This is a genomic window from Nonomuraea roseola (genome assembly GCF_039535395.1).
Lineage (GTDB): Bacteria > Actinomycetota > Actinomycetes > Streptosporangiales > Streptosporangiaceae > Nonomuraea > Nonomuraea roseola.
The window spans coordinates 1,997,147-2,018,411 of the sequence record NZ_BAAAXC010000015.1; the positions used below are offsets into that span (position 1 = coordinate 1,997,147).

A 21,265-nucleotide genomic window follows, 5' to 3' on the forward strand; every position below is an offset into this window, starting at 1 on the left:
CGTTGCAGTCCTCGGCGGGAACGCGAGAAGGGGGCCACGTCCTGGCGGACGTGACCCCCTTCTCTACGTGCGGCGCGCGGTCAGACCGCGACGGACAGCTGGGCGACCTCGCCCAGCTTGGCCTGGACGGGAACGTCCCTGGTGACGCCGCCGCCCGCGATGATGCGGACGGTCCAGTCACCTGGAGCGGCGAAGAAGCGGAAGACGCCCTCGTCGGACACCACGACCTCGCCGGTGAACTCGCCCGAGTGGTCGAGCAGGCGGGCGTAGGCGGTGCCCGCGCCGGTCACCACACCCTGGATCACGGACTGGGTGGACAGGTCGATTCCGGCCGGCAGCGCGACGGTCTGCTCCGGAGCGGCGCAACCCTGCGTCGAAACGGTCATTAGCGGGCCTCCCCCAACTCGATCGGCACGCCCACGAGCGAGCCGTACTCGGTCCACGAACCGTCGTAGTTCTTCACATTGGCCTGGTCGAGGATCTCGTGCAGCACGAACCACGTGTGCGCGGACCGCTCGCCGATGCGGCAGTAGGCGATGGTGTCCTTGCCGAAGTCGACACCCGCGCCCGAGTAGAGCTCCTTGAGCTGCTCGTCGGACTTGAAGGTGCCGTCGTCGTTGGCCGCCTTGGACCACGGGATGTTGCGGGCGGTGGGCACGTGGCCCGCGCGCTGCGCCTGCTCCTGCGGAAGGTGGGCGGGGGCCAGCAGCTTGCCGGTGAACTCGTCGGGCGAGCGGACGTCCACCAGGTTGAGCTTGCCGATCGCGCTGACGACGTCGTCGCGGAAGGCGCGGATCGAGGAGTCCTGCTCCTGCGCGGTGTAGGTCGTCGCGGCACGGGCGGGCACGTCGGTCACCAGCTCGCGGGAGTCGAGCTCCCACTTCTTACGGCCGCCGTCGAGCAGCTTCACGTTGGAGTGGCCGTAGAGCTTGAAGTACCAGTAGGCGTAGGCGGCGAACCAGTTGTTGTTACCGCCGTAGAGGACCACCAGGTCGTCGTTGGAGATGCCGCGCTCGGACAGCAGGGCCTCGAAGCCCGCCTTGTCCACGAAGTCACGGCGGACAGGGTCCTGCAGGTCGGCCTGCCAGTCGATCCGGACGGCGCCACGGATGTGGCCCTTGGCGTAGGCGCTGGTGTCCTCGTCGACCTCGACGAGCACGACACCGGGAGTGTCGAGGTTGGCCTCGACCCAGTCGGCATCCACCAGGGCGGCGGAGCGGCTCATTGGGGAACCTCCATTTTGGCAGCGGGCAGTAGACGGCGAATCATCAGGTACATCTCGCAGCCGAGGCAGAATCCGAAGGCTGCGTTGAGGAAGGCGGCGAGGAGAGCCGCGGCCGTCGCCCCGAGGGCGAGCGGTGTGATCCCTGCGATGAATCCGATCAGCCCCGCGGCCGCGAAGACCAGCCCCACCACCTGCGCGAACCGCGGTGGGCGAGCGTCTTCCGTCTTCGTCGGCGCACTCCTGAAGAAGATCCTGTACGGCGAGCGACCTGCCGCACCGGCGGCGAACACCACTGCCTGGACGGCCAGCAGCCAGGCGCTTCCCGTCACGAGGACGAGAGCGAGGACCAGGGTGGTGACGGCCGCGCCGAGGCGCAGCACTCTAGGGTCGGCACGCATCGTGGGATGCTCCTGAAGGGTCGGATGGGGCGGATCGAATGTCCGCGCGAGACCGTCCTCAGGCAGCGCGACAGAGCGCGGTGGACACGCGGCAGAAATCAACCGCGCGCCGCTTCGTCAGCAGCTCTGTCGTGGGGTTCATGACCACGACACTACCTGCCGTCTCGCCTTCTGTCACTTCTCGTCCGGGTCGTGAGACAGGAACGCTCCGAGCGCCGCGATCACGTCGGCCTTCCTGGGCTGCCCAGACGCCCTCTTCACGACGGCTCCGCCACCGTCCAGCACGAGGACGGTCGGCGTCCGCATGATGTCGAGCTCGCGCACCAGGTCGAGCCTGGACTCCGCGTCGATCTCGACGTGACTCACCCCCGGCACCAGCGCGCTGACCTCGGCCAGCACCCTGCGTGTGGCCCTGCAGGGCTGGCAGAAGGCGGTGGAGAACTGCACGAGCGTCGCCCGCTCGCCCAGCTCGTGGCCCAGCGCGTGCGCCGTGAGACTCTGCCCTGACTCGCGCAGCCTGCCGTCGCGGCGCAGCTTCACCACCCCGATCACCGTGCCGAGCGCCAGCGTCGCCAGCACCACCCACCAGCCTGTCATCGCCAGGTGCAACCGCGGCGGCGACGGGATTCTTCCCCCTACTTCGCGGTGATCCTGACCAGGAGCCCGCCGTCGGCGTCCCTGACCTCGAAGGAGCGGATGGACTCCGGCGGCGTGCGGCTCTGCACCTTGAAGACCTCCGCGCCGGCCTCGTAGCGCGCGGCCCGGACGGTCCAGGGCGCGGAGACCTCCTTGGCACCCGCCTTGCTCACCACGACGAGCCTGCACTCGGTGCCCGGCGGCACGCCTTCGAGCTGCACCTGCAACGGCATGCCAGGTGACACGGTCACGGTCGCCTTGACGTCCTTCGACTGTCCGGTGAAGGCCCGCCCCGGCTCGCTCATCTTGAGCTCGGCCGAGACCGAGGGCAGGGGTGAAGCCGAGGGCGAGGCCATTGTCGCGTTTCGGTCCTCCTCCGCGGCGCGGCTCCGGTCCGGCCGCGCCGCCGAATCCCGCGGCTCCGACTCCTTCGCTGCCAGCTCACCTTCGGAAGGTCGCACCGCCGAGGCAGGGGCGTCCTGCGCCGCAGGCGCCCCCGCCGTCGGCTGGCTGCGGTCCTGGAGGGTGGTCAGCACCGTGCCGCCCACCGCGAGCGCCGCGACCGAGGCCGCCGCCACCAGCAGCAGGCGTCCGCGCCTGTGCCGCTTGACGCGGTCGTTCAGCAGCCGGTCGAGCACCTCACGAGGAGGGCTCGCGACCAGTTCCACGTCCTTCTCCGACACCTTCGACAGGAAGACGGGCAGCCCCTCGAGCTCCATCAGCTCGTCGGTGCACCCCTCGCACGAGGCCAGGTGGACCTCGACCTCCTGCGCCTCCTCGGCGTCGAGCGCGCCCAGTGTGTAGGCGCCCAGCGACAGCCGTACCTCCTCGCAGGTCATCATGGCGCCAGCCCCCGCTCTTCCAGGGCGAGCCTGAGCGCCCGCAGCGCGTAGTAGGTCCGCGACTTGACGGTGCCTGCGGGAATGCCGAGCGTCGCCGACGCCTCCTTCACCGATCGCCCCCGGTAGTAGACCTCGAGCAGCACCTCACGATGCTCAGGACGCAGCGCGGCCAGCGCCTCGGCCACCGCCCACGACTCCACCGCCTTCTCCAGTTCGTCGTCGGCGGGGATCACCGCCAGCGCCTCGTCCCCTGCCTCCTGCGGCCTGGCCTTGCGGGCACGGTGCTGATCGACGACGAGGTTGCGGGCCACGGTGAACAGCCACGCCCTGATCGGCCGCCCGGAGATCGCCTCGGGATGCCGCCATGCCCGCAGCAGCGTCTCCTGCACGATGTCCTCCGCTCGGCCCGGGTCCCCGGTCAGTCGCAGCACGTAACCGTAGAGCGGCCCGGCGTGCTCGTCGAAGAGGGTCCTGACGAGTTCCTCGTCGGCGGTGCCTGCTGGGCTCACCCCCTCATCACGTACGGCGGGCCGTTTCGGTTCGAAGTCAGCCACGGAGAGGTACGTCACTTGCCTCGGCGGTGATCTCCAGCCCGGCGGGGACGGCCTTCACGCCCGTCACCTTGACGTCGAACGGGAGCTTGCCCTTGAACGGGATCGTGTAGGTCAGGAAGCCCGCGGACTTGGAGGGGATCCCGTTGACCTTGTCGGCGGTCAGCTTGATGCCCCCGTCGACCACCTCGACCCGCATCTCGGCGTCGAACTTCACCTTCGTCACGCCGAGGTCGACCTCGCCTGACGCGGTGAGCCTGTCGCCGCTGCCGCCGATCTTGACCCCGCGCGGCGCGAACTTGTCCACGGTCGACCTGGAGAGCGTCCCCTGGACGTGCACCCTGCCCGCGGTGATCTGGGCGCGGTTCTGCACGACGTCGGCCAGCGGAGCGGTCACGTCGTAGGCGGCGCCGCGCAGGTTGTCCACCTTGACGGTGTTGTACGTCAGGGTGCCGAGGTCGAAGCGGACCTCGGGGTAGCGGCCCGCGATGGCCTGGGTGAGGAAGGGGATGCCCTCGATGGTGACGGTGGGGGTGCCCGAGAGGTCGGAGGACGCGGCGATCCTGGTGGCGATGTCGCGCTGGACCCCCGCGACGGCCACCCTGTCCACGGCTACGAGGACGATGATCAGCACGATCAGGAAAATGATCAGCTTGCGCATCGGGCTCCTTCTGGGGGAATGCCTGGCGCTACCTTATCCCCCGGCAAAGGGCGGAAGGATCTCCACGACGGCCCCTTCCGGCAGGCTCACCGCCGAGTGCTCGCGCCTGCCGACCGGATCTCCGTTCACGAGGAATGACGACCGGCGCACGACGCGCGCGAGCTCCTCACGGTCCGCTGTGATTTTGGTCATGAGATCGCCCAGCGTGTCGGCCTCGAAGTCCTCCTCCGCGATACCGGCCGCTTCCTTGGCCGCGGCCCAATAGCGAACTTTTCCAGTAGGCATAGCCACCTCACAATTGATTCCGCTCCATTGTGCGGGTTCGTTAACGAGAATGTTTCGTGTGAACGCATGTTCACCAGGTGGACGCGACCTGGACGCTTCATGCCCGTGGGTTATCCTCACCTACAGCGGGATCCGGGCGACGTAGCCCCCGGGTCCCACACGTGTTTGTACGGCACACCACGTACGGCAAACGCGGAGGCCCCGAACAGAGGAGTCGAAATGAGCAACCTGCTCCTGCTGACCAACGCCCTCGAGCCGTCCTCCGAGGTGCTGCCTGCCCTGGGGCTGCTGCTGCACTCCGTCCGCGTCGCGCCCGCCGAGGCTTCGGCCCTGATCGACGCTCCACCCGCCGACGCCGTGCTGGTCGACGCCCGCCGCGAGCTGGTCCAGGCCAAGAGCCTGTGCAGGCTGATCAGGACCACCGGCGTCGACTGCCCGCTCCTGGTGATCGTCACCGAGGGCGGCCTGGCGGGGATGACAGCCGAGTGGGGCGTCGACGACGTCCTGCTCGACAGCGCGGGCCCCGCCGAGGTCGAGGCCCGCCTGCGCATGGCGACGGGCCGGCTGTCCATGGCCGCCACCGACGAGGTGCCCGACGAGATCCGCAGCGGCGACCTGGCCATCGACGAGGCCACCTACACCGCCAGGCTCCGCGGCCGCGCCCTCGACCTCACGTTCAAGGAGTTCGAGCTGCTGAAGTACCTCGCCCAGCACCCCGGCAGGGTCTTCACCCGTGCCCAGCTGCTGCAGGAGGTATGGGGCTACGACTACTTCGGCGGCACCAGGACCGTCGACGTGCACGTGCGACGCCTGCGCGCCAAGCTGGGCCCCGAGTACGAGTCGCTGATCGGAACCGTCCGCAACGTCGGCTACCGCTTCGTGCCCGACCGCGGCGCGGCCGACGCCGAGAACCACGCCCACGTCTGAGCTCAGCGGCTCAGATACTCCTCGACGAACCTCGTGGTGTGCGTGGCCTTGGCGAACTCGGGCAGCGCCAGCAGCTCGCGCAGCAGCGGGATGGTGGTGGCGACGCCCGGCCCCTCCACCTCGAACTCCGCCAGCGCCCTGTCGGCCCTGGCGATCGCCTGCGCCCTCGTCGGCGCCCACACCACCAGCTTGGCGATCAGCGAGTCGTAGTCGGGCGGCACCCTGTCGCCCTGGGCGAAGCCCGAGTCGACCCGCACGCCGGGGCCGCCCGGCGGGTTGAAGACGGCCAGCGTGCCGGGGGTCGGCCTGAAACCGGCGGCGGGATCCTCGGCGTTGATCCTGCACTCGATCGCCGCGCCCGTGAGCGTCACCTGCTCCTGGGTGAAGGAGAGCCGCTCGCCCGCCGCCACGCGCAGTTGCTCGGCCACCAGGTCCACGCCGGTCAGCATCTCCGTCACCGGGTGCTCCACCTGGATCCTCGCGTTGATCTCCATGAACGTCGCCGCTCCCGAGGGATCGACGAGGAACTCCATCGTGCCCGCGCCCGTGTATCCGACCCGCGCCGCCCCCGCGACCGCGTACGCGCCCAGCGCCTCGCGCACCTGCTCGGGCAGTAGCGGCGAGGGCCCCTCCTCGATGAGCTTCTGGTTGCGGCGCTGCAGCGAGCAGTCGCGCTCGCCGAGATGGACCACCGTGCCCGCATCGTCGCCGAGGAGCTGCACCTCCACGTGCCTGGCGGCCGGCACGAAGCGCTCCACGTACACCGATCCGTCGCCGAAGACCTGCTGGGCCAGCGCGGTGGTGCGCCTGAACGCCTCGCGCAGCTCGGCGCGGTCGCGTGCCACCTCGATCCCGCGCCCTCCGCCGCCCGCGGCCGCCTTCACGATCACCGGGTAGCCGATCTCCTCGCCGAGCGACTCCGCCTCGGCCGGCGAGCCGACCGCTCCCTCGCTGCCGGGCAGCACGGGCAGGCCTGCCGCGGCCATCAGCGCGCGCACCTTGGCCTTGTCGCCGACCGCCTCCATCACCTCGGGGCGCGGTCCGACGAACGTGATGCCCTGGCCCGCGCACACCCTGGCGAAGTCGGCGTCCTCCGAGAGGAAGCCGTAGCCGGGATGGACGGCGTCCGCCCCCGTCCTGAGCGCCGCCTCGATGACGGCCGGGACGTAGAGGTAGCTGCGGCGCGCGGGCGCGGGGCCGATGTGGACGGCCTCGTCGCACGCGGCCACGAACCTGGCGTGGCGGTCGGCGGTCGAGTAGACCGCCACCGTTCGCAGGCCCAGCTCCCTGCAGGTCCTGGCGATCCGCAGGGCGATCTCTCCCCTGTTGGCGATGAGCACCTTGCCGACGCTCATACCGAGCCCACTCTGATCCGCACCAGCGCCTGGCCGTACTCCACCGGCTCGGCGTTGCCCGCGACCACCTCCACGACCTCGCCCTCCTGCTCGGCCACCACCTGGTTCATCAGCTTCATCGCCTCGACGACGCCGACGGTCTGTCCCGCCCGCACCCTGTCGCCCACCCGCACGTACGGCGCCGCCCCCGGTTCGGGCGCGTGGTAGAAGGTGCCGACCAGGGGCGCCGTCACCGCCGTGAGCGCGGGGTCCTCCGCCGCCTCCTCCGCAGCCACCGGAGCCTGGGCGGGTACGGCGGGCGCCGCCACGACCTGCGCGGCCGAGGCGGCGCTCGCCCATGTGACCTCCAGCGCGCAGTCGCCGAGCCGCAGCGACACCGCCGCCACCGGCCCTGGGACGGTCTTCACCAGGTGGGCGACCTCCTCCCGCAGCACCCGCAGCGCGGCGTGCTGGTCGTGCTCCTGCTCGCGCTCACTCACCGTGGATCACCCCCAGCCTCCTGAACCGCTCGTAACGGTCCTTGCGCAGTTCGTCGGGTCCCAGCCCTGACAGCTCCCGCAGCGTCTCGGCGACGGCCGCGTGGAGCAGGTCCGTCGCGGCCTGCGGATCCTCCTGGGCGCCGCCCCTCGGCTCGGGTACCACGCCGTCGACGACGCCGAGCCCGAGCAGCTCGGGCGCGGTCAGGCGCAGCGACTCGGCCATCTCGGGGGCGTGGGACGGGTCGCCGTACAGGATGGTGGAGCAGCTCTCCGGGCTGATCACGGAGTAGACGGCGTGCCTCAGCATCAGCACGCGGTTGGCCATGGCGAGCGCCAGCGCGCCTCCGCTGCCGCCCTCGCCGATGATGGTGGCGACCACCGGGACCGACAGCTCGGACATGCCGGCCAGGCAGTCGGCGATCGCCCACGACTGGCCGCGCTGCTCGGCTCCGACGCCGGGGGCCGCGCCCTGGGTGTCGACGAGCGTGACCACCGGCAGGCCGAGCCTGTCGGCCAGCTTCATCAGGCGCAGCGCCTTGCGGTAGCCCTCGGGGTGGGCCAGGCCGAAGTTGCGCTCGACCAGCTCCTTGGTGTCGTGGCCCTTCTGGTGGGCGACGATCATGACGGGGGCACCGTCGAGCAGGCCGAGTCCGCCGACCACGGCGGGGTCGTCGCCGTGCAGCCTGTCGCCGTGCAGCTCGACGAAGTCGGTGCACAGGCGCCAGATGTGGTCGAGCGCGGTGGGCCTGGCCGGGTCCCTCGCCAGCCGTACCGTCTCGTGCGGGCCCAGCACGCCGCCCAGCGCGGTGGGGTCGCGCAGCACGACGGGCTCACGGGGCGCGGCGGGCGCGGAGCCCGCGCCGGTCGTCATGGCCAGCAGCCTGGCCAGCAGCGGCCGCAGGCCGTCGCGAGACTCGACCCTGTCGAGCATGCCGTGCGCGAACAGGTACTCGGCGCTCTGGAAGCCCTCGGGCAGGCGCTCCCTGGTGGCCGCCGCGATGACCCTGGGCCCCGCGAAGCCGATGAGCGCGCCGCGCTCGGCCACCAGCACGTCGCCCAGGGTCGCGAAGGAGGCGGTGACCCCGCCGAAGGTCGGGTCGGTCAGCACGCAGACGCTGAGGAGCCCCTCGCGTTGCAGCCGCCTCATGGCCTGGGCGGTCTTGCCCATCTGCATCAGCGACAGCGCGCCCTCCTGCATGCGCGCGCCGCCTGAGGCGATCGACAGCACCAGCGGCAGGCGCTCGGCCATGGCCAGCTCGCAGGCGCGGGCCACGCTCTCGCCGACGGCCGAGCCCATGCTGCCGCCGAGGAAGGAGAAGTCCATCACCGCGACGACCGCGCGGTGCCCGCCGATGGTGGCGACGCCGTACACGAGAGCGTCGGCGAGACCGGTGCGGACGCGGGCGGACGCCAGGCGCTCGCGGTAGGGACGGGAGTCGGTGAAGGACAGCGGGTCGTCGCCGGCGACCTGTGGGGCCGCGGCGAAGGAGCCCTCGTCCACCAGGACGTGGAGGCGGCCGGCCGCGCCGAGCCTGTGGTGGTGCCCGCAGTCGGGGCAGACCATGCCGACCCTGGCCAGGCGCGGCTGGTACACGATGGCCGAGCAGCCCGGGCACAGCGCCCACTCCTCGGCGGCGGGAAGCGGCGGTGAGATCGTCACTGGGCCCGCCCCTCCGGGGTCCAGGTGTAGAAGCGGGTGGCCATGGCGTCGGCGGGGCTTCGCCAGGTGTCGGGGTCGTACGGCAGGACGTGCGCGCCGAGCCTGTCGCTCAGCTCGGCGAAGTCCTGCCTGCTCCTGGCCCGCGCCATCGCCGCCTGCTGCGGCCCTTCGAACTCCACGAGATGGAAGTAGAGGTCCTGGTAGGTGAACAGCTCGCGCCTGGTCACGCCGAGCGCGTGGGGCAGCTCGCCCGCGTCCGACTCGGCGAACAGGCGGGCGACCTCGGCCGAGTCGCCTGAGGCCAGGCGGGCGACGATGAGAATCCTGTCGGACACGTGAACTCCTGGTGGAACGGGCCGTCATGGACGCTCTCACCGTAGGAACCCCGGTCACGGCCTGTCTCCCGCCGCCCGCTCGATTGTGGGCCTCCCCCGGACAGGGGAACCCCTCCCCCTACGGGCTGACGGGAACCAGGCCGTTCTCGTAGGCGTAGATGACGACCTGCACCCGGTCGCGGACGCCGAGCTTCTGGTACAGGTGCTGGACGTGCGACTTGATCGTGCTGTCGCCGAGCACCAGCGTCCTGGCGATCTCCTCGTTGCTGTAGCCCCGCACCAGCAGCCTGAAGACCTCACGTTCGCGCTCGGTGAGCTTGTCGAGCGTCTGTGCCGAGCCCGATGACAGCTCGGGGCGCCTGGCGAACTCGTCGATCAGCCTTCTGGTCACCGAGGGCGACAGCAGCGCGTCGCCCTCGGCGGCCTCGCGGACGGCCTCCAGCAGCCTCTCGATGGGCGCGTGCTTGAGTATGAAGCCGCTGGCGCCGCTGCGGAGGGCGTCGAAGAGGTGTTCGTCCTGGTCGAAGATCGTGAGGATGACGACCTTCGTCGGCTTCCTCCTGTCGAGCGCGACGATCTCGCGGGTCGCGGTCAGGCCGTTCATCCTCGGCATGTCGATGTCCATCAGCACCACGTCGGGCTGTTGCGAGCGGACCATCCGCACCGCGTCCACGCCGTTGGCGGCCTCGCCGACGACCACGATGTCGTCGGCCTTCGAGAACGTGGCGTGCAGCCCGCTGCGGATCAGCGGCTGGTCGTCCACGATCAGGACGCGGATAGTTCGCATATCCCTGCCTTTCCGGGCTGTCGCGGGATGACCGCCCGCACGACGAACGAGCCGTCGGCGTGGTGGTCGTGGACGAGGCTGCCGCGATGTTCCTCGACCCGTTCGCGCAGGCCCTTCAGTCCGTGGCCGCCCGACCTGCTCCAGGCCGCGGCCGAGCGTCTCCACCCCCTGCTGACCACCTCGACGCACAGGTCGTCGGCGTAGGACAGGCTCAGCTCGATTCGGTCAGCCCCGTACTTCAGCGCGTTCGTCAGGCTTTCCTGCGCGATGCGGAAAGCGGTGTGCGTGATGTCACTTGGAAATGTCCTTTCGGCGGCAAGATTGTCCAGGCGAAGAGTGGTCGTGCCGGTGGGCAGGCGGGTCGCCAACTGCACGACCCGCGACGACAGCGGTTCGACCGAATCGCTTTCTGTTTTCCGCTCGACGGGTTTCGCCGCGGATGTGTCGCGAAGGGTGCCCAGGATGGCTCGCAGGTCGTCAAGGGTGGCCTGCGCGGTCTGGTCGATGATCTCGGCGGCGTGCCCGGCCGATGTGGACGCCGCGCCGAGATGGCGGGCGTGCAAGGCGATGACGGTCAGGCCGTGGCCGACGCCGTCGTGCAGGTCACGGGCGATCCGCCGGCGTTCGGCGAGGATCGGGCCGCGGTGTCGTCCACTCCTCCTGCGGTGTACCAGCAGCGCCACCGCGAGGATGAGCGCGCTCCCCAACGCGTCTATCACGGTGTGTAACAGGAGAGTCGCTAAATATCCGGCTATGTCCCCCATGAATCGGCAGCTTACAAGAGTGCGTTAAGAAAGCCCACAGCCCTTCCATAGATTAACATTCCGTACATCTTTCGCGAAACGCGGACGCTTGGTAGCACGTCCAGGCCGCACAATCAATGATTCACAGCGCTTTCACAGAACGCTCCTAGAAGTAATTCAATTCTGTACTTATCCATAAGACGAGGAGGTCCACCCGAGAGGGGAGCGCGGGGTTCGCCCTGGCGGTGGAAGACGGGCGGGGCCCGGCGCAACAGGCTGAACGGCGACGGCGCAGAGCCGTACAGACCGAAGGGAAGCCTGATGCAGCGCTACGCGATCACCTTCGAGATCCGACAGGGAACCCAGGCGGCGGTGCGTGAGCTGCTGTCCGGGTACGCGCCGCCCGAGTGGGAGACCGCCGACGGCACCCGGCTGCTGAGCACCTCGATCTTCATGAAGGACACCACGGTGATCCGGGTCATCGAGATCGACGGCAGCCTGCCGAGCGTGATGCGCCACCTGGCCGCACAGCCCAGCATCCAGAAGCTCGAACGCGAGCTCGACCCCTACCTGGCCACCCCCAGGGACATGAGCACCCCAGAGGGCGCCCGCGCCTTCTTCGTCAGCGCCCTCATGGAGCACGTCACCACCCGCGTCGCGGAGCCGGTCCGATGAGCGGGCAGGTCCTGCTGGTCACCGGCGCCACCGGCGGTCTGGGCGGCGCGATCGTCCCCAGGCTGGCCGCACGAGGCGACAGACTCCTGCTGGTCGGCCGCGACAAGGACAGGCTCGCCGAGCTGGAGGCCGCCCACGGAGCGCCTGGCCGGGTGGAGACCCTGACCGCCGACGTGTCCGACCCCGAGGGCGCCAGGTCGGCGGCCGAGGAGGCCGTCACCAGGTACGGCAGGCTCGACGGCCTCGTCCACCTGGTCGGCGCCTTCAAGGCGGGCCCGCTGTTCCTCATGGACGCCGACGCCTACGAGCAGACGCTTCGCGCCAACTTCCTGTCGGCGGTCACCGCCACCCAGGCCGCCCTTCCGCACCTGGGCCAGGGTGCCAGGCTGGTCTTCTTCACCACGCCGCTGGCCGACGAGCCGCTGCCCGCGCTGTCGGCGTACGCCGCCTCGAAGGCCGCGCTGGTGGCCTGGGCGCGCTCGATCGCGCACGAGCTCAAGCGCGGCGGCGTCCACGTGAACGTGATCAGCATGACCATGGCCGACACGCCCGACAAGCGGGCCGCCCGCCCCGACCTCAACTTCGACCACACGATCGCGCCCGACCTCGTCGCCCGCGCCGTCGCCTTCCTCACCAGCGAGGAGGCCGACGGGCTCTACGGCGCGGTGGTGCCGGTGCTCGGCCGCTTCGAGTTCCGCTCCGACCTGTCGGGGCCGCCGCGATGACCGCCAGGATCGTCTTCCTCATCACCGTGCCGGCCGAGCGTCAGGACGACTTCCTCGTCGCCTACGAGAAGATCAGGTACCAGGTGTCGGGAGGCGTGCCGGGCCACCTGAAGGACCAGGTCTGCCAGTCGGCGACCGACCCCGAGCAGTGGCTCATCACCAGCGAGTGGCGGGAGCTGGCCGACTTCCTGGCATGGGAGGCCACGCAGGAGCACCGCGACCTGGTCAAGCCCATGCGCGAGTGCATCACGGCGGCGAGGTCGCTGCGCTTCCTGGTCAAGGCGGAGACAGGGACGTGAACCCGCTCAGGGTGCTCGTGGCGGGCGGCGGCATCGGGGGGCTGACCGCGGCGGTGGCGCTCAGGCGCGCGGGCGCCGCGGTCACCGTCCACGAACGCGCCCCCGAGCTGCGCATGGCCCAGGCCGGTCACGGGCTCGTCCTGTGGCACAACGCCGTGCTCGCGCTGCGCGACCTCGGCCTGGAGCCGGGCGTCGAGAAGATCGGCTACGAGCTGCGCGAGCACCTGTTCAGGAACAGCGGTGGGCGCAGGCTCGCCCGCTGGTCCATGGCGAGGAAGGCGGCCGAACTCGGGGCGCCCGTCTACAGCGTGAGCCGTCCCGATCTGCACGCGCTGCTGGTCGAGGAGGTCGGCGACGCCCTCAGGCTGGACTCGCCCTGCGGCGGGTTCTCCGCCGACGGCAGCGGCGTCACCGTCCGGGTCGGCGACGCCGAGGAGCGGGTGGACGCGCTCATCGGCGCCGACGGGCTGCGCTCGGTGGTGCGGGCGGCGCTCGTCCCGCACGAGCCGCCGCCGCGCTACGCCGGGTTCACCGCCTTCCAGGGCGTCATCGAGCTGCCGGGCTCCGGCGTGCCCGAGCACACCTTCCTCAGCACCTGGGGCAGGGGTCGCTGGTTCGTCTGCTACCGGCTCGCCGGCGATCTCGTCTACTGGGACGGCGTGCTGAGCGACCACATCACCGCCCCGTTCGGAACGCGCCCGCTCGACCTGCTCGCCAGGGAGTTCGGCGACTGGCCCGACCCGATCCCCCGGCTGGTCGCCGCCACCGACCCTGCCGACCTGACCACCGTCCCGATCTTCGACAGGCCGCCCATGCCGCGCTGGGCCCACGGCAGGGTGGCGCTGCTCGGCGACGCGGCGCACCCGATGACCTTCAACCTCGGACAGGGCGCGGGACAGTCGATCGAGGACGCCCTCGTCCTGGCTCGGTGCCTGAAGGGCGGCGACGTCGCCGAGGGGCTGCGCCGCTACGAGGCGCGCCGGGTGGCCCGCGCCGCCCGCATCGTCCGCAGGTCGAGGGCCAACGGCGCCCTCACCAGGTGGCGCCATCCCGTGGCGTGCGCCGCGCGCGACGCCTTCATGCGCCTCACCTTCGACCGGCTCGTCTACCGCAAGACCTACCAGCTCACCATGGAGGACACCTCATGACCGTCACAGGTCTGCCGACGGGCGTCAGCCGTACGGCGGTGCTGATCGCCCAGGCCAGGGAGGCCGAAACGGCCCGTCCCAGCGGTCTGTTCAAGGACCCGCTCGCCCGCCCTCTGGTGGAGGCCGCAGGCCGCATCAGCGGTGTGAGCGAGGCTGGCCGCCGCGCGGCCGAGCACTTCGTGCTGCGCACCCGCTACTTCGACGACCGCCTCGGCGAGGCCGTCCGCGCAGGGCTGCGGCAGGTCGTGCTGCTGGCAGCGGGGCTCGACACCAGGGCCTACCGGCTCGACTGGCCCGCGGGCACCCGGCTGTTCGAGGTGGACCTGCCCGACCTCATCGCCTTCAAGGACAGGGTGCTGGCCGAACACGACGCGCAGGCCCGGTGCGAGCGCACGGCCGTCGCCGCCGACCTGCGCGACGACTGGCCCGCCTCCCTCGTCTCGGCCGCGTTCGACCCTGAACGGCCGACCGCGTGGCTGGTCGAGGGCGTGCTCATGTACCTGACCCCCGAGGACGGCGCCGCCGTGCTGAAGCGGCTGAGCGAGCTGTCCGCGCCGGGCAGCAGGCTCTCCGTCGAGCACGTCAACCAGGCCTACGCCGACCAGCCGAAGATGCGGCCCGCCATGAACAAGCTGGCGGCCACGCAGGCGGCCTGGCTGTCGTCGGTGGAGGACCCCGAGGAATGGCTCGCGGCGCACGGCTGGCGGGCCGAGATCACCCACCAGGCCGACCTCGCCGTGAGCCTCGGCCGTCCCGTTCCCGCCATGGCCCACCCCGCGGTCGCGGGATCGGCCCGCATCTGGCTCGTCGACGCCACCCGCGACTGACTGACAGGGAGACAACGATGGAATTCACCGAGAGCAACCTGCGCGACCTGCTCGCCACCGTGGGCCTGCCGTCCAGCGAGGGCGGTGAGGAGCTGGAGCGCACCTTCGACGAGCTCGGCCTCGACTCGCTGGCCAGGATGGAGCTCGCCACCCGCATCCAGGACAGGTTCGGCGTGGACGTGGAGGACCGGATCACCGCGGAGGCGACCCCCTCGCTGGTGCGCGACCTGGTCAACGAGCGACTGATCGGAGCCGTGCGATGATCGGCCACACCGACAACGCGATCGAGATCGCCGCGCCCATCGGGTTCGTCTGGGAGCAGACCAACGACGTGCGCACCTGGCCCGACCTGTTCTCCGAGTACGCCGAGGCCGAGGTGCTGGAGGAGGGCGACAGCACGGTCACCTTCCGGCTGACCATGCACCCCGACGAGCAGGGCAGGGTGTGGAGCTGGGTGTCCCAGCGCACCTGGGACACCGAGTCGAGGACCGTCAGGGCGCGCAGGATCGAGACGGGCCCCTTCGAGTTCATGAACATCGCCTGGGAGTACGAGGAGCTCACCCCCGACCTCACCAGGATGCGGTGGGTGCAGGACTTCCACATGAAGCCCGACGCCCCCCTCGACACCGCCGCGATGACCGACAGGATCAACACCAACTCCGTGGCGCAGCTGAACCTCATCAAGGAGAAGGTGGAGCGCCGCCGCCGCTCGGTCGTCGGCTTCCACGACGTGCCCGCCAACACCAGGCGCGGCGGCGACCTGCGCACCCTGCTCTCCCCTGCCACCTGCGGGTCCTCCTCGGGCTTCTGCGGCGCCGTACGGCTGGCCCCCGGTGAGGGCATCTCCGAGCACTACCACCCGTACTCGGAGGAGTACCTGTTCGTCGCCTCGGGCACGCTGAAGGTCGATCTCGACGGCGAGCCCGTCACGCTCGGCCCCGAGCAGGCCCTGTTCGTGCCGCGCAACGTGCGGCACAGGCTCACCAACGTCGGCGCCGGCGACGCGCTGGCGGTCTTCCAGCTCAGCCCGCTGGCCCCCAGGCCCGAGCTCGGTCACGTCGACACCGAGCCCTACCCCGAGCAGGTGGGCGCATGAGGAGGGCCGTCGTCACCGGCATCGGCGTGCTGGCGCCAGGCGGCGTGGGCAGGGAGGAGTTCTGGAGCAGGATCGTGGACGGCAAGCCCGCCGTCCGCAGGATCACCACCTTCGACCCCACCCCCTTCAGATCGCAGATCGCCGCCGAGGTCGACTTCGACGCCGCAGCCCTGGGCCTGACGCCGAGGGAGCGCAGGCGCATGGATCGCTTCGTCCAGTTCGCCACGGTCTGCGCGGACGAGGCGCTGGCCGACTCCGGGCTCGACCTGGAGCGCTCCGACCGCGACAGGGTCGGCGTCAGCCTCGGCTCGGCCGTGGGCGCGACGATCTCGCTGGAGGAGGAGTACGTCGTGGCCAGCGACCACGGCAGGGAGTGGCAGGTGGACCACCGCCACCTGCGTCCCTTCCTCTACCAGGCGCTGGTGCCCTCCAGCGCGGCCACCGAGCTGGCCGTGCGGTACGGCGCGCACGGCCCCGCCGCCGTCGTCTCGACCGGTTGCACCTCGGGCATCGACGCCATCGGCAGGGCCCTGCAGCTCATCCAGGACGGCGAGGCGGACGTGATGATCGCCGGCGCGTCCGACGCGCCGATCTCGCCCATCACCGTGGCCTGCTTCGACGCCATCAGGGCCACCACCCCCGCCAACGACGACCCTGAGGGCGCCTCCAGGCCCTTCGACGCGGGCCGTCAGGGCTTCGTGCTCGGCGAGGGCGCCGCGGTGCTGGTCGTGGAGGAGCTGGAACACGCCAGGAAGCGCGGCGCCAGGGTCTACTGCGAGATCACCGGCTACGCGGCCAGGGCCAACGGCTTCCACATGACGGGCCTGCGTCCCGACGGGGTCGAGCTCGGTGAGGCGATCGTGGACGCGCTCGGACAGGCCAGGCTGGTGCCCGAGGACATCGGCTACATCAGCGCGCACGGCTCGGGCACCAAGCAGAACGACAGGCACGAGAGCGCCGCCTACAAGCGGGCGCTCGGCGAGCACGCCCGCAGGGTGCCGATCAGTTCGATCAAGTCGGTCGTGGGGCACTCACTGGGCGCGATCGGCTCGATCGAGATGGCCGCCTGCGCGCTGGTGCTCGAAAGGGGCGTGGTGCCGCCCACCGCCAACCTGACCACCCCCGACCCCGAGTGCGACCTCGACTACACGCCGCTGGTCGCCCGCGAGGTCGAGGCCAGGCACGCGCTGTCGGCAGGCAGCGGGTTCGGCGGCTTCCAGTCGGCGATGATCTTCTCGGTGCCCGGAGCGGCCGCATGAGCCGCAGAAGGGCCGTCATCACCGGTCTCGGCGTCGTCGCCCCCACGGGCATCGGCGTCAGCGAGCACTGGGAGCGTTCGCTGGCGGGCGCCACCATGATCAGCCGGGTGGAGGGCTCGCCGATCAGGCTGGCGGGGCAGGTCGAGGGGTTCCGTGAGGAGGAGTTCGTCGACAGCAAGCTGCGGGTGCAGACCGACAGGTGGACCTGGTTCGCCATGGCCGCCACCCAGCTGGCGCTGGCCGACGCGGCCTTCGACCCTGCCAGGGAGAGCCCGTCGGACCTGTCGGTGGTCACCGCGGGCGGCTCGGGCGGCAACGCCTTCGGCCAGCGGGAGATCCAGGCGCTGTGGAGCCGTGGGCCGCGCTCGGTCAGCGCCTACCAGTCGATCGGCTGGTTCTACGCGGCCAGCAGCGGCCAGCTGTCCATCAGGCACCAGCTGAAGGGGGCGTGCGGGGTCCTCGTCGCCGACGCGGCCGGCGGGATCGACGCCCTGCGAGAGGCCGCCAGGCTCGTCCGCAGGGGTACCGAGGGGGTGCTCACCGGCGGCACCGAGGCGCCGCTCTCGCCGTACGCGCTGGCCTGCCAGGCCGGCGAGGAGACGGTCAGCCGCGAGAGCGACCCCGCCCGCGCCTACCGGCCGTTCGCGCCCGACGCGGGCGGGTACGTGCCGGCGGAGGGTGGGGCGATCCTGCTGGTGGAGGAGCGCGAGTCGGCGCTCGGACGGGGCACGCCCTCGGTGTACGCCGAGATCGCGGGCACCGCGTCCACGCACGACGCGCACCACATCACCGACGCGGCGCCCGATCCCCGCCAGTACGCCAGGGCCATGCGCGAGGCGATCGCCAGGGCCGGGCTGCGCCCCGACGACATCGGCGTGGTCTTCGCCGACGGGGCGGGCACGCCCGAGCGGGACGCCCTGGAGGTCGTCGCGCTCACGGAGGTCTTCGGCTCGCGCGCGGTGCCCGTCACCGTGCCCAAGACGATGACGGGCAGGCTGTGCTCGGGCGGCGCCGCCCTCGACCTGGCCTGGGCGGCGCTCGCGCTGGCCGACCAGGTGATCCCGCCGACCGTCAACGCCGGCGTCGAGGTCGGAGGGCTCGACCTGGTGCGGGAGGCCCGCACGGTCTCCGGCCTGTCGGCGGCGCTGGTGGTCGCCAGGGGCTCGGGCGGCTTCAACTCCGCGGCGGTCCTGACCGCCGTCTGACCCCTTCCCCACCGGAACGGCCACCGCCTCTCCCCGAGGCGGTGGCCGTTCCTTCGTCCTCCCATGCCTGCTCAGTGCACGGGCTCGGGTACGGCGGGCCGCACGTGCTCGTCCTCGGGCCTGGCGGGCGAGGGCTCGACCCGCAGCAGCCTGGCCGCCCAGCCGGGCAGCCACCAGTTCCACCTGCCCATCATGGCCACGACGGCCGGCACCAGGATCGCCCTGATGAGCGTGGCGTCCAGGGCGATGCCGAGCGCCAGGCCGCTGGCGAACACCTTCACGTCCAGCTCGGGCGTCATCGCCAGCGCGGCGAACGAGATGAACAGGATCAGCGCCGCCGACGTGACCAGCCGGCCCGTGCGCCCGACGCCCTCGATCACCGCGTGCGCGGTGCTGCCCGACCTGTCGTACTCCTCACGCATCCTGGCCAGGATGAAGACCTCGTAGTCCATGCTCAGGCCGTACAGGAACGCGAAGATCGTCAGCGGGACGAACTCGCCGATCGAGCCGGTCGGATGGATGTCGAGCAGCTCCTTGGTGCCCCAGCCGTACTGCCACAGCAACACCATCGCGCCGATGACCGCGCCCAGCGACAGCAGGTTGAGCGCGATGGCCTTGAGCGGCAGCAGCAGGGACCTGAACGCCCTGGCCAGCATCACGAACGTGACGAGCGCGATCATGGCGAGCATCCACGGGAACGCGCCGTAGGTCTGCGACCTGAAGTCCATGCTCTGCGCCGCGTTGCCGCCGACCCTCGCGTTGGCGGGCACCGCGGCCCGCACCGCGGAGATCGTCGCCTCGCCCGCCGCGCTGCCGCCCTCGGCCACGGGCAGGACGGTGACCACCGCCGTACCCGATCTGCGCCAGGCCGCGTGGTCGGGGGCCAGCACGGTCGAGACGCCCTCGACACCCCTGATGGCCTCGACGGCGGGCGCGGGGTCACCGGTGACGAACACGTCGAAGGCGACGATGGAGCCGGAGGGGATGCCCGCCTCCTTGAGCTCGGTCAGGCCCTCGTAGGCGGAGCCGCTGGTGCGCAGGCTGCCGCTCTCGGGCAGGCCGAGGTCCACCCTCGTGCCCGTGACCGCCAGGGCGACGAGCAGACCGCCGGTGAGCAGCGCGGCGGGCCAGCGCAGCCGTACGACGCCTCTGGCCCACGCCGACCACGCCCTGCCCGCCCGCGCCTCGCGGGCGAAGCGCGCCCCGCCCGCCCGCCTCCTGTCCAGCCGCTGGCCCGTGCGGGCCAGCACCACGGGAAGGACGGTCAGCGTGACCGCGACGCTCACCGCCGCGATGATCATTCCGGCGATCCCCAGGCTGCGCAGGAAGGGCACCGGCAGGACCACCATCGTGACCAGGCCGATCGCCACCGCCAGCCCGCTGAACAGCACCGCCCTGCCCGCGCCCGCCATCGCCCTGTGGACCGCCTCGTCCCCCCTGTGCCCGAGCGCCTGCTCCTCCCGCCATCGGGCCACGATGAGCAGCGAGTAGTCGACCGCGATTCCCAGGCCCAGCAGGGGCATCGTGGTCAGCGCCACGTCGTGGACGGTCATCACCAGCGTCAGCAGCAGGATCACGATGAAGGAGCAGAAGATGGCCAGCACGGAGATCAGCAACGGCACGAAGGCCAGCGCCGACCTGAACACCAGGAGCAGCACCACCACCGCGGCCAGCACGCCGATGCCGATCTTCGTGGGGACGTCCACGCCTCCCGCGTCCACGCTGGGCGCCAGCGCGTCGAGCCCGGTGACATGGACCGTCGAACCAGGCGGCAGATGCGGGGTCATCGCCTTGACGATCACCGGGCTCTCGTCGGGCGTCTCACCGAGGCCGCCGCCCGGCGGGCTGCCGTCGGAGTAGGTGCCGGGGAAGACCAGGCCGAGCGTGGTCCTGCCGTCCGAGCCCACCAGCTTGGGGTCGGCGGTGTCTGCGTAGGAGACGACGCGGGCCTTGGGCAGCACCGCGGCCACCGCGGCGAACGCCCTGCCCAGGCTCTCCTTCTGGGCCGTCACCGACTGTCCCTCGGGCAGGCGCACGACCGGCACGAACGGACGCTGGTAGCCACCGTTGCCGTAGACCTTGACGATCTCCTGGTTGGCGTCGAAGGCGGGCATCCCAGGGTGGGCGTACTCCTCCGACAGGCGCTGGATCGCCAGCGGGGTCGCGCCCATCCCCACCAGGAAGGCGACCGCGGTCAGCAGGATGACCAGGCCCTTGCGGCCTAGCACGAATGCCGAGATTCTCTCCATACGAGCAGTTGACCAGCGCGGCGGCAGGCAGCTCTGTGATCTCTCTTAGAGAGCCATGTGAGTTTCCCCGATCCCTGACTCTTCGGGTCAGAATGACCACGTGAGCCGAATCCTGGTCGTCGAAGACGAACCCTATCTGGCCGATCTCGTCGCCACCGCCCTGCGTTACGAGGGGTTCGAGACGGCGGTCGCCGAGACGGGCGCGGTCGCGATGGCACTGGTCAGAAGCTTCGATCCCGATCTCATCGTGCTGGACGTGATGCTGCCCGACATTCTCGGCACCGAGGTGTGCCACCGGATCAGGCTCGCGGGGTCGCAGGTCCCCGTCGTCTTCCTCACCGCGAGGGACGCCACCGAGGACAAGGTGGGCGGGTTCACGGTGGGCGGCGACGACTACGTCACCAAGCCGTTCAGCCTGGAGGAGCTGACCGCCCGCATCCGCGCGGTGCTGCGAAGGACCGACAGGAGCGCGCCGGAGAGCGCCAGGGTGGCCTTCGCCGACCTGGTCGTGGACGACGACACCTACGAGGTCTTCCGCGCCGGCCGCAGGATCGACCTGACGCCGACGGAGTTCAAGCTGCTGCGCTTCCTGCTGGGCAACGCAGGCAAGGTGATGTCGAAGCGGCAGATCCTCGACCACGTGTGGGAGTACGACTTCGGCGGCAACGACGGCGTCGTGCAGACCTACATCAGCTACCTGCGCCGCAAGGTCGACGCGTTCGACCCGCCGCTGATCCACACGATGCCCCGCATCGGGTACGTCCTCCGGCTGCCGGTGGAGCAGTGATGTCGCTGCGCACCCGTCTGGTCCTGACCACCGTGGGCCTGGTCGCCATCGCGCTCGGCCTGGTCGCGGGGGCCACGCGCGCTGCAGGACTGGCACGGCCCCGGCAACAGC

26 protein-coding genes are annotated in these 21,265 nt (G+C 71.0%); 11 read left to right on the forward strand and 15 right to left on the reverse strand.

Going from position 1 to position 21,265, the window contains the following annotated elements:
• Window positions 1-80: 80 nt before the first annotated feature.
• From ABFX55_RS32495 to ABFX55_RS32530, 8 genes are all read right to left on the reverse strand, one after another.
• Window positions 81-386, reverse strand: coding sequence for a DUF1416 domain-containing protein (locus ABFX55_RS32495; RefSeq protein ID WP_183651316.1), 306 nt, complete (start codon window positions 384-386; stop codon window positions 81-83).
• A complete protein-coding gene (locus tag ABFX55_RS32500; protein WP_346126476.1) occupies window positions 386-1,225 on the reverse strand; it encodes a sulfurtransferase in 840 nt (279 codons plus the stop codon). Before ABFX55_RS32500 ends, ABFX55_RS32495 begins: the two co-directional genes overlap by 1 nt.
• The gene (locus ABFX55_RS32505; RefSeq protein ID WP_346126477.1) at window positions 1,222-1,623 is read right to left on the reverse strand and encodes a DUF4395 domain-containing protein; all 402 of its coding nucleotides are present in this window, start codon (window positions 1,621-1,623) and stop codon (window positions 1,222-1,224) included. The genes ABFX55_RS32500 and ABFX55_RS32505 overlap by 4 nt, the downstream gene beginning before the upstream one ends.
• A 174-nt stretch (window positions 1,624-1,797) precedes the next feature.
• Complete coding sequence (locus ABFX55_RS32510; RefSeq protein ID WP_346126478.1) at window positions 1,798-2,220, reverse strand: thioredoxin family protein; 423 nt, start codon at window positions 2,218-2,220, stop codon at window positions 1,798-1,800.
• A 38-nt stretch (window positions 2,221-2,258) separates the two neighbouring features.
• Entirely contained in the window at window positions 2,259-3,101 is an 843-nt protein-coding gene (locus ABFX55_RS32515) for an anti-sigma factor family protein (protein ID WP_346126479.1), read from the reverse strand.
• On the reverse strand, window positions 3,098-3,610 hold the full coding sequence (locus tag ABFX55_RS32520; RefSeq protein ID WP_183651325.1) for a sigma-70 family RNA polymerase sigma factor: 513 nt from the start codon (window positions 3,608-3,610) through the stop codon (window positions 3,098-3,100). The genes ABFX55_RS32515 and ABFX55_RS32520 overlap by 4 nt, the downstream gene beginning before the upstream one ends.
• Window positions 3,611-3,647: 37 nt before the next feature.
• Window positions 3,648-4,313, reverse strand: a complete 666-nt coding sequence (locus ABFX55_RS32525; RefSeq protein WP_346126480.1) for an LmeA family phospholipid-binding protein — start codon at window positions 4,311-4,313, stop codon at window positions 3,648-3,650.
• Window positions 4,314-4,346: 33 nt separating this feature from the next.
• On the reverse strand, window positions 4,347-4,598 hold the full coding sequence (locus tag ABFX55_RS32530; protein WP_346131335.1) for a MoaD/ThiS family protein: 252 nt from the start codon (window positions 4,596-4,598) through the stop codon (window positions 4,347-4,349).
• 219 nt (window positions 4,599-4,817) lie between these two features.
• Between ABFX55_RS32530 and ABFX55_RS32535 the strand changes: the two genes are divergently transcribed.
• Window positions 4,818-5,525, forward strand: coding sequence for a response regulator transcription factor (locus ABFX55_RS32535; RefSeq protein WP_346126481.1), 708 nt, complete (start codon window positions 4,818-4,820; stop codon window positions 5,523-5,525).
• Between the two features lie 2 nt (window positions 5,526-5,527).
• On the opposite strand, the gene ABFX55_RS32540 is transcribed toward ABFX55_RS32535, so the two are convergent.
• The 6 genes from ABFX55_RS32540 to ABFX55_RS32565 all read right to left on the reverse strand — a co-directional run bounded on the left by ABFX55_RS32540 (window position 5,528) and on the right by ABFX55_RS32565 (window position 10,905).
• Window positions 5,528-6,880 (reverse strand): acetyl-CoA carboxylase biotin carboxylase subunit, encoded by a 1,353-nt coding sequence (locus tag ABFX55_RS32540; protein ID WP_346126482.1) that lies wholly within the window; start codon window positions 6,878-6,880, stop codon window positions 5,528-5,530.
• Window positions 6,877-7,359 carry an acetyl-CoA carboxylase biotin carboxyl carrier protein gene (gene accB / locus ABFX55_RS32545; protein WP_346126483.1) on the reverse strand — a complete coding sequence of 161 codons (483 nt, stop codon included), beginning with the start codon at window positions 7,357-7,359 and terminating at the stop codon, window positions 6,877-6,879. The genes ABFX55_RS32540 and accB overlap by 4 nt, the downstream gene beginning before the upstream one ends.
• Complete coding sequence (locus ABFX55_RS32550) at window positions 7,352-9,019, reverse strand: acetyl-CoA carboxylase carboxyltransferase subunit alpha (RefSeq protein ID WP_346126484.1); 1,668 nt, start codon at window positions 9,017-9,019, stop codon at window positions 7,352-7,354. Before ABFX55_RS32550 ends, accB begins: the two co-directional genes overlap by 8 nt.
• Complete coding sequence (locus tag ABFX55_RS32555) at window positions 9,016-9,354, reverse strand: TcmI family type II polyketide cyclase (protein ID WP_346126485.1); 339 nt, start codon at window positions 9,352-9,354, stop codon at window positions 9,016-9,018. Before ABFX55_RS32555 ends, ABFX55_RS32550 begins: the two co-directional genes overlap by 4 nt.
• Before the next feature lie 118 nt (window positions 9,355-9,472).
• Window positions 9,473-10,141 (reverse strand): response regulator, encoded by a 669-nt coding sequence (locus ABFX55_RS32560; protein WP_346126486.1) that lies wholly within the window; start codon window positions 10,139-10,141, stop codon window positions 9,473-9,475.
• Window positions 10,120-10,905 (reverse strand): sensor histidine kinase, encoded by a 786-nt coding sequence (locus ABFX55_RS32565; RefSeq protein WP_346126487.1) that lies wholly within the window; start codon window positions 10,903-10,905, stop codon window positions 10,120-10,122. Before ABFX55_RS32565 ends, ABFX55_RS32560 begins: the two co-directional genes overlap by 22 nt.
• 300 nt (window positions 10,906-11,205) lie before the next feature.
• Here ABFX55_RS32565 and ABFX55_RS32570 point away from each other — a divergent pair, with 300 nt between their 5' ends.
• The 9 genes from ABFX55_RS32570 to ABFX55_RS32610 are packed head-to-tail and all read left to right on the forward strand — an operon-like array spanning window position 11,206 to window position 18,118.
• Entirely contained in the window at window positions 11,206-11,559 is a 354-nt protein-coding gene (locus tag ABFX55_RS32570; protein WP_183651345.1) for a SchA/CurD-like domain-containing protein, read from the forward strand.
• The gene (locus tag ABFX55_RS32575) at window positions 11,556-12,284 is read left to right on the forward strand and encodes an SDR family oxidoreductase (RefSeq protein ID WP_346126488.1); all 729 of its coding nucleotides are present in this window, start codon (window positions 11,556-11,558) and stop codon (window positions 12,282-12,284) included. Before ABFX55_RS32570 ends, ABFX55_RS32575 begins: the two co-directional genes overlap by 4 nt.
• Window positions 12,281-12,583 (forward strand): antibiotic biosynthesis monooxygenase family protein, encoded by a 303-nt coding sequence (locus ABFX55_RS32580; protein WP_183651349.1) that lies wholly within the window; start codon window positions 12,281-12,283, stop codon window positions 12,581-12,583. Before ABFX55_RS32575 ends, ABFX55_RS32580 begins: the two co-directional genes overlap by 4 nt.
• Complete coding sequence (locus ABFX55_RS32585) at window positions 12,580-13,731, forward strand: FAD-dependent monooxygenase (RefSeq protein ID WP_346126489.1); 1,152 nt, start codon at window positions 12,580-12,582, stop codon at window positions 13,729-13,731. Before ABFX55_RS32580 ends, ABFX55_RS32585 begins: the two co-directional genes overlap by 4 nt.
• Entirely contained in the window at window positions 13,728-14,558 is an 831-nt protein-coding gene (locus ABFX55_RS32590) for an SAM-dependent methyltransferase (RefSeq protein WP_346126490.1), read from the forward strand. The genes ABFX55_RS32585 and ABFX55_RS32590 overlap by 4 nt, the downstream gene beginning before the upstream one ends.
• Window positions 14,559-14,575: 17 nt before the next feature.
• A complete protein-coding gene (locus ABFX55_RS32595) occupies window positions 14,576-14,821 on the forward strand; it encodes an acyl carrier protein (protein ID WP_346126491.1) in 246 nt (81 codons plus the stop codon).
• Window positions 14,818-15,654 (forward strand): cupin domain-containing protein, encoded by an 837-nt coding sequence (locus ABFX55_RS32600; RefSeq protein WP_346126492.1) that lies wholly within the window; start codon window positions 14,818-14,820, stop codon window positions 15,652-15,654. The genes ABFX55_RS32595 and ABFX55_RS32600 overlap by 4 nt, the downstream gene beginning before the upstream one ends.
• Window positions 15,651-16,913: a beta-ketoacyl-[acyl-carrier-protein] synthase family protein gene (locus tag ABFX55_RS32605; protein ID WP_346126493.1), complete on the forward strand. Its 1,263-nt coding sequence runs from the start codon at window positions 15,651-15,653 to the stop codon at window positions 16,911-16,913. The genes ABFX55_RS32600 and ABFX55_RS32605 overlap by 4 nt, the downstream gene beginning before the upstream one ends.
• Window positions 16,910-18,118: a beta-ketoacyl synthase N-terminal-like domain-containing protein gene (locus ABFX55_RS32610; protein ID WP_346126494.1), complete on the forward strand. Its 1,209-nt coding sequence runs from the start codon at window positions 16,910-16,912 to the stop codon at window positions 18,116-18,118. The genes ABFX55_RS32605 and ABFX55_RS32610 overlap by 4 nt, the downstream gene beginning before the upstream one ends.
• A 71-nt stretch (window positions 18,119-18,189) precedes the next feature.
• Here ABFX55_RS32610 and ABFX55_RS32615 read toward each other — a convergent pair whose 3' ends face one another.
• Complete coding sequence (locus ABFX55_RS32615; RefSeq protein WP_346126495.1) at window positions 18,190-20,367, reverse strand: MMPL family transporter; 2,178 nt, start codon at window positions 20,365-20,367, stop codon at window positions 18,190-18,192.
• A 100-nt stretch (window positions 20,368-20,467) separates the two neighbouring features.
• Between ABFX55_RS32615 and ABFX55_RS32620 the strand changes: the two genes are divergently transcribed.
• Complete coding sequence (locus ABFX55_RS32620; protein ID WP_346126496.1) at window positions 20,468-21,154, forward strand: response regulator transcription factor; 687 nt, start codon at window positions 20,468-20,470, stop codon at window positions 21,152-21,154.
• Window positions 21,155-21,265 lie beyond the last annotated feature (111 nt).

Bases quoted from the DNA above. Each gene is read 5' to 3' on its own strand.
- ABFX55_RS32615 (WP_346126495.1), bottom strand. From the start codon at position 20,367: ATGGAGAGAATCTCGGCATTCGTGCTAGGCCGCAAGGGCCTGGTCATC.
- ABFX55_RS32495 (WP_183651316.1), bottom strand. From the start codon at position 386: ATGACCGTTTCGACGCAGGGTTGCGCCGCTCCGGAGCAGACCGTCGCG.
- ABFX55_RS32575 (WP_346126488.1), top strand. From the start codon at position 11,556: ATGAGCGGGCAGGTCCTGCTGGTCACCGGCGCCACCGGCGGTCTGGGC.
- ABFX55_RS32560 (WP_346126486.1), bottom strand. From the start codon at position 10,141: ATGCGAACTATCCGCGTCCTGATCGTGGACGACCAGCCGCTGATCCGC.
- ABFX55_RS32535 (WP_346126481.1), top strand. From the start codon at position 4,818: ATGAGCAACCTGCTCCTGCTGACCAACGCCCTCGAGCCGTCCTCCGAG.
- ABFX55_RS32580 (WP_183651349.1), top strand. From the start codon at position 12,281: ATGACCGCCAGGATCGTCTTCCTCATCACCGTGCCGGCCGAGCGTCAG.
- ABFX55_RS32525 (WP_346126480.1), bottom strand. From the start codon at position 4,313: ATGCGCAAGCTGATCATTTTCCTGATCGTGCTGATCATCGTCCTCGTA.
- ABFX55_RS32570 (WP_183651345.1), top strand. From the start codon at position 11,206: ATGCAGCGCTACGCGATCACCTTCGAGATCCGACAGGGAACCCAGGCG.
- ABFX55_RS32590 (WP_346126490.1), top strand. From the start codon at position 13,728: ATGACCGTCACAGGTCTGCCGACGGGCGTCAGCCGTACGGCGGTGCTG.
- ABFX55_RS32515 (WP_346126479.1), bottom strand. From the start codon at position 3,101: ATGATGACCTGCGAGGAGGTACGGCTGTCGCTGGGCGCCTACACACTG.
- ABFX55_RS32595 (WP_346126491.1), top strand. From the start codon at position 14,576: ATGGAATTCACCGAGAGCAACCTGCGCGACCTGCTCGCCACCGTGGGC.
- ABFX55_RS32540 (WP_346126482.1), bottom strand. From the start codon at position 6,880: ATGAGCGTCGGCAAGGTGCTCATCGCCAACAGGGGAGAGATCGCCCTG.
- ABFX55_RS32610 (WP_346126494.1), top strand. From the start codon at position 16,910: ATGAGCCGCAGAAGGGCCGTCATCACCGGTCTCGGCGTCGTCGCCCCC.
- ABFX55_RS32505 (WP_346126477.1), bottom strand. From the start codon at position 1,623: ATGCGTGCCGACCCTAGAGTGCTGCGCCTCGGCGCGGCCGTCACCACC.
- ABFX55_RS32605 (WP_346126493.1), top strand. From the start codon at position 15,651: ATGAGGAGGGCCGTCGTCACCGGCATCGGCGTGCTGGCGCCAGGCGGC.
- ABFX55_RS32500 (WP_346126476.1), bottom strand. From the start codon at position 1,225: ATGAGCCGCTCCGCCGCCCTGGTGGATGCCGACTGGGTCGAGGCCAAC.
- ABFX55_RS32565 (WP_346126487.1), bottom strand. From the start codon at position 10,905: ATGGGGGACATAGCCGGATATTTAGCGACTCTCCTGTTACACACCGTG.
- ABFX55_RS32530 (WP_346131335.1), bottom strand. From the start codon at position 4,598: ATGCCTACTGGAAAAGTTCGCTATTGGGCCGCGGCCAAGGAAGCGGCC.
- ABFX55_RS32510 (WP_346126478.1), bottom strand. From the start codon at position 2,220: ATGACAGGCTGGTGGGTGGTGCTGGCGACGCTGGCGCTCGGCACGGTG.
- ABFX55_RS32600 (WP_346126492.1), top strand. From the start codon at position 14,818: ATGATCGGCCACACCGACAACGCGATCGAGATCGCCGCGCCCATCGGG.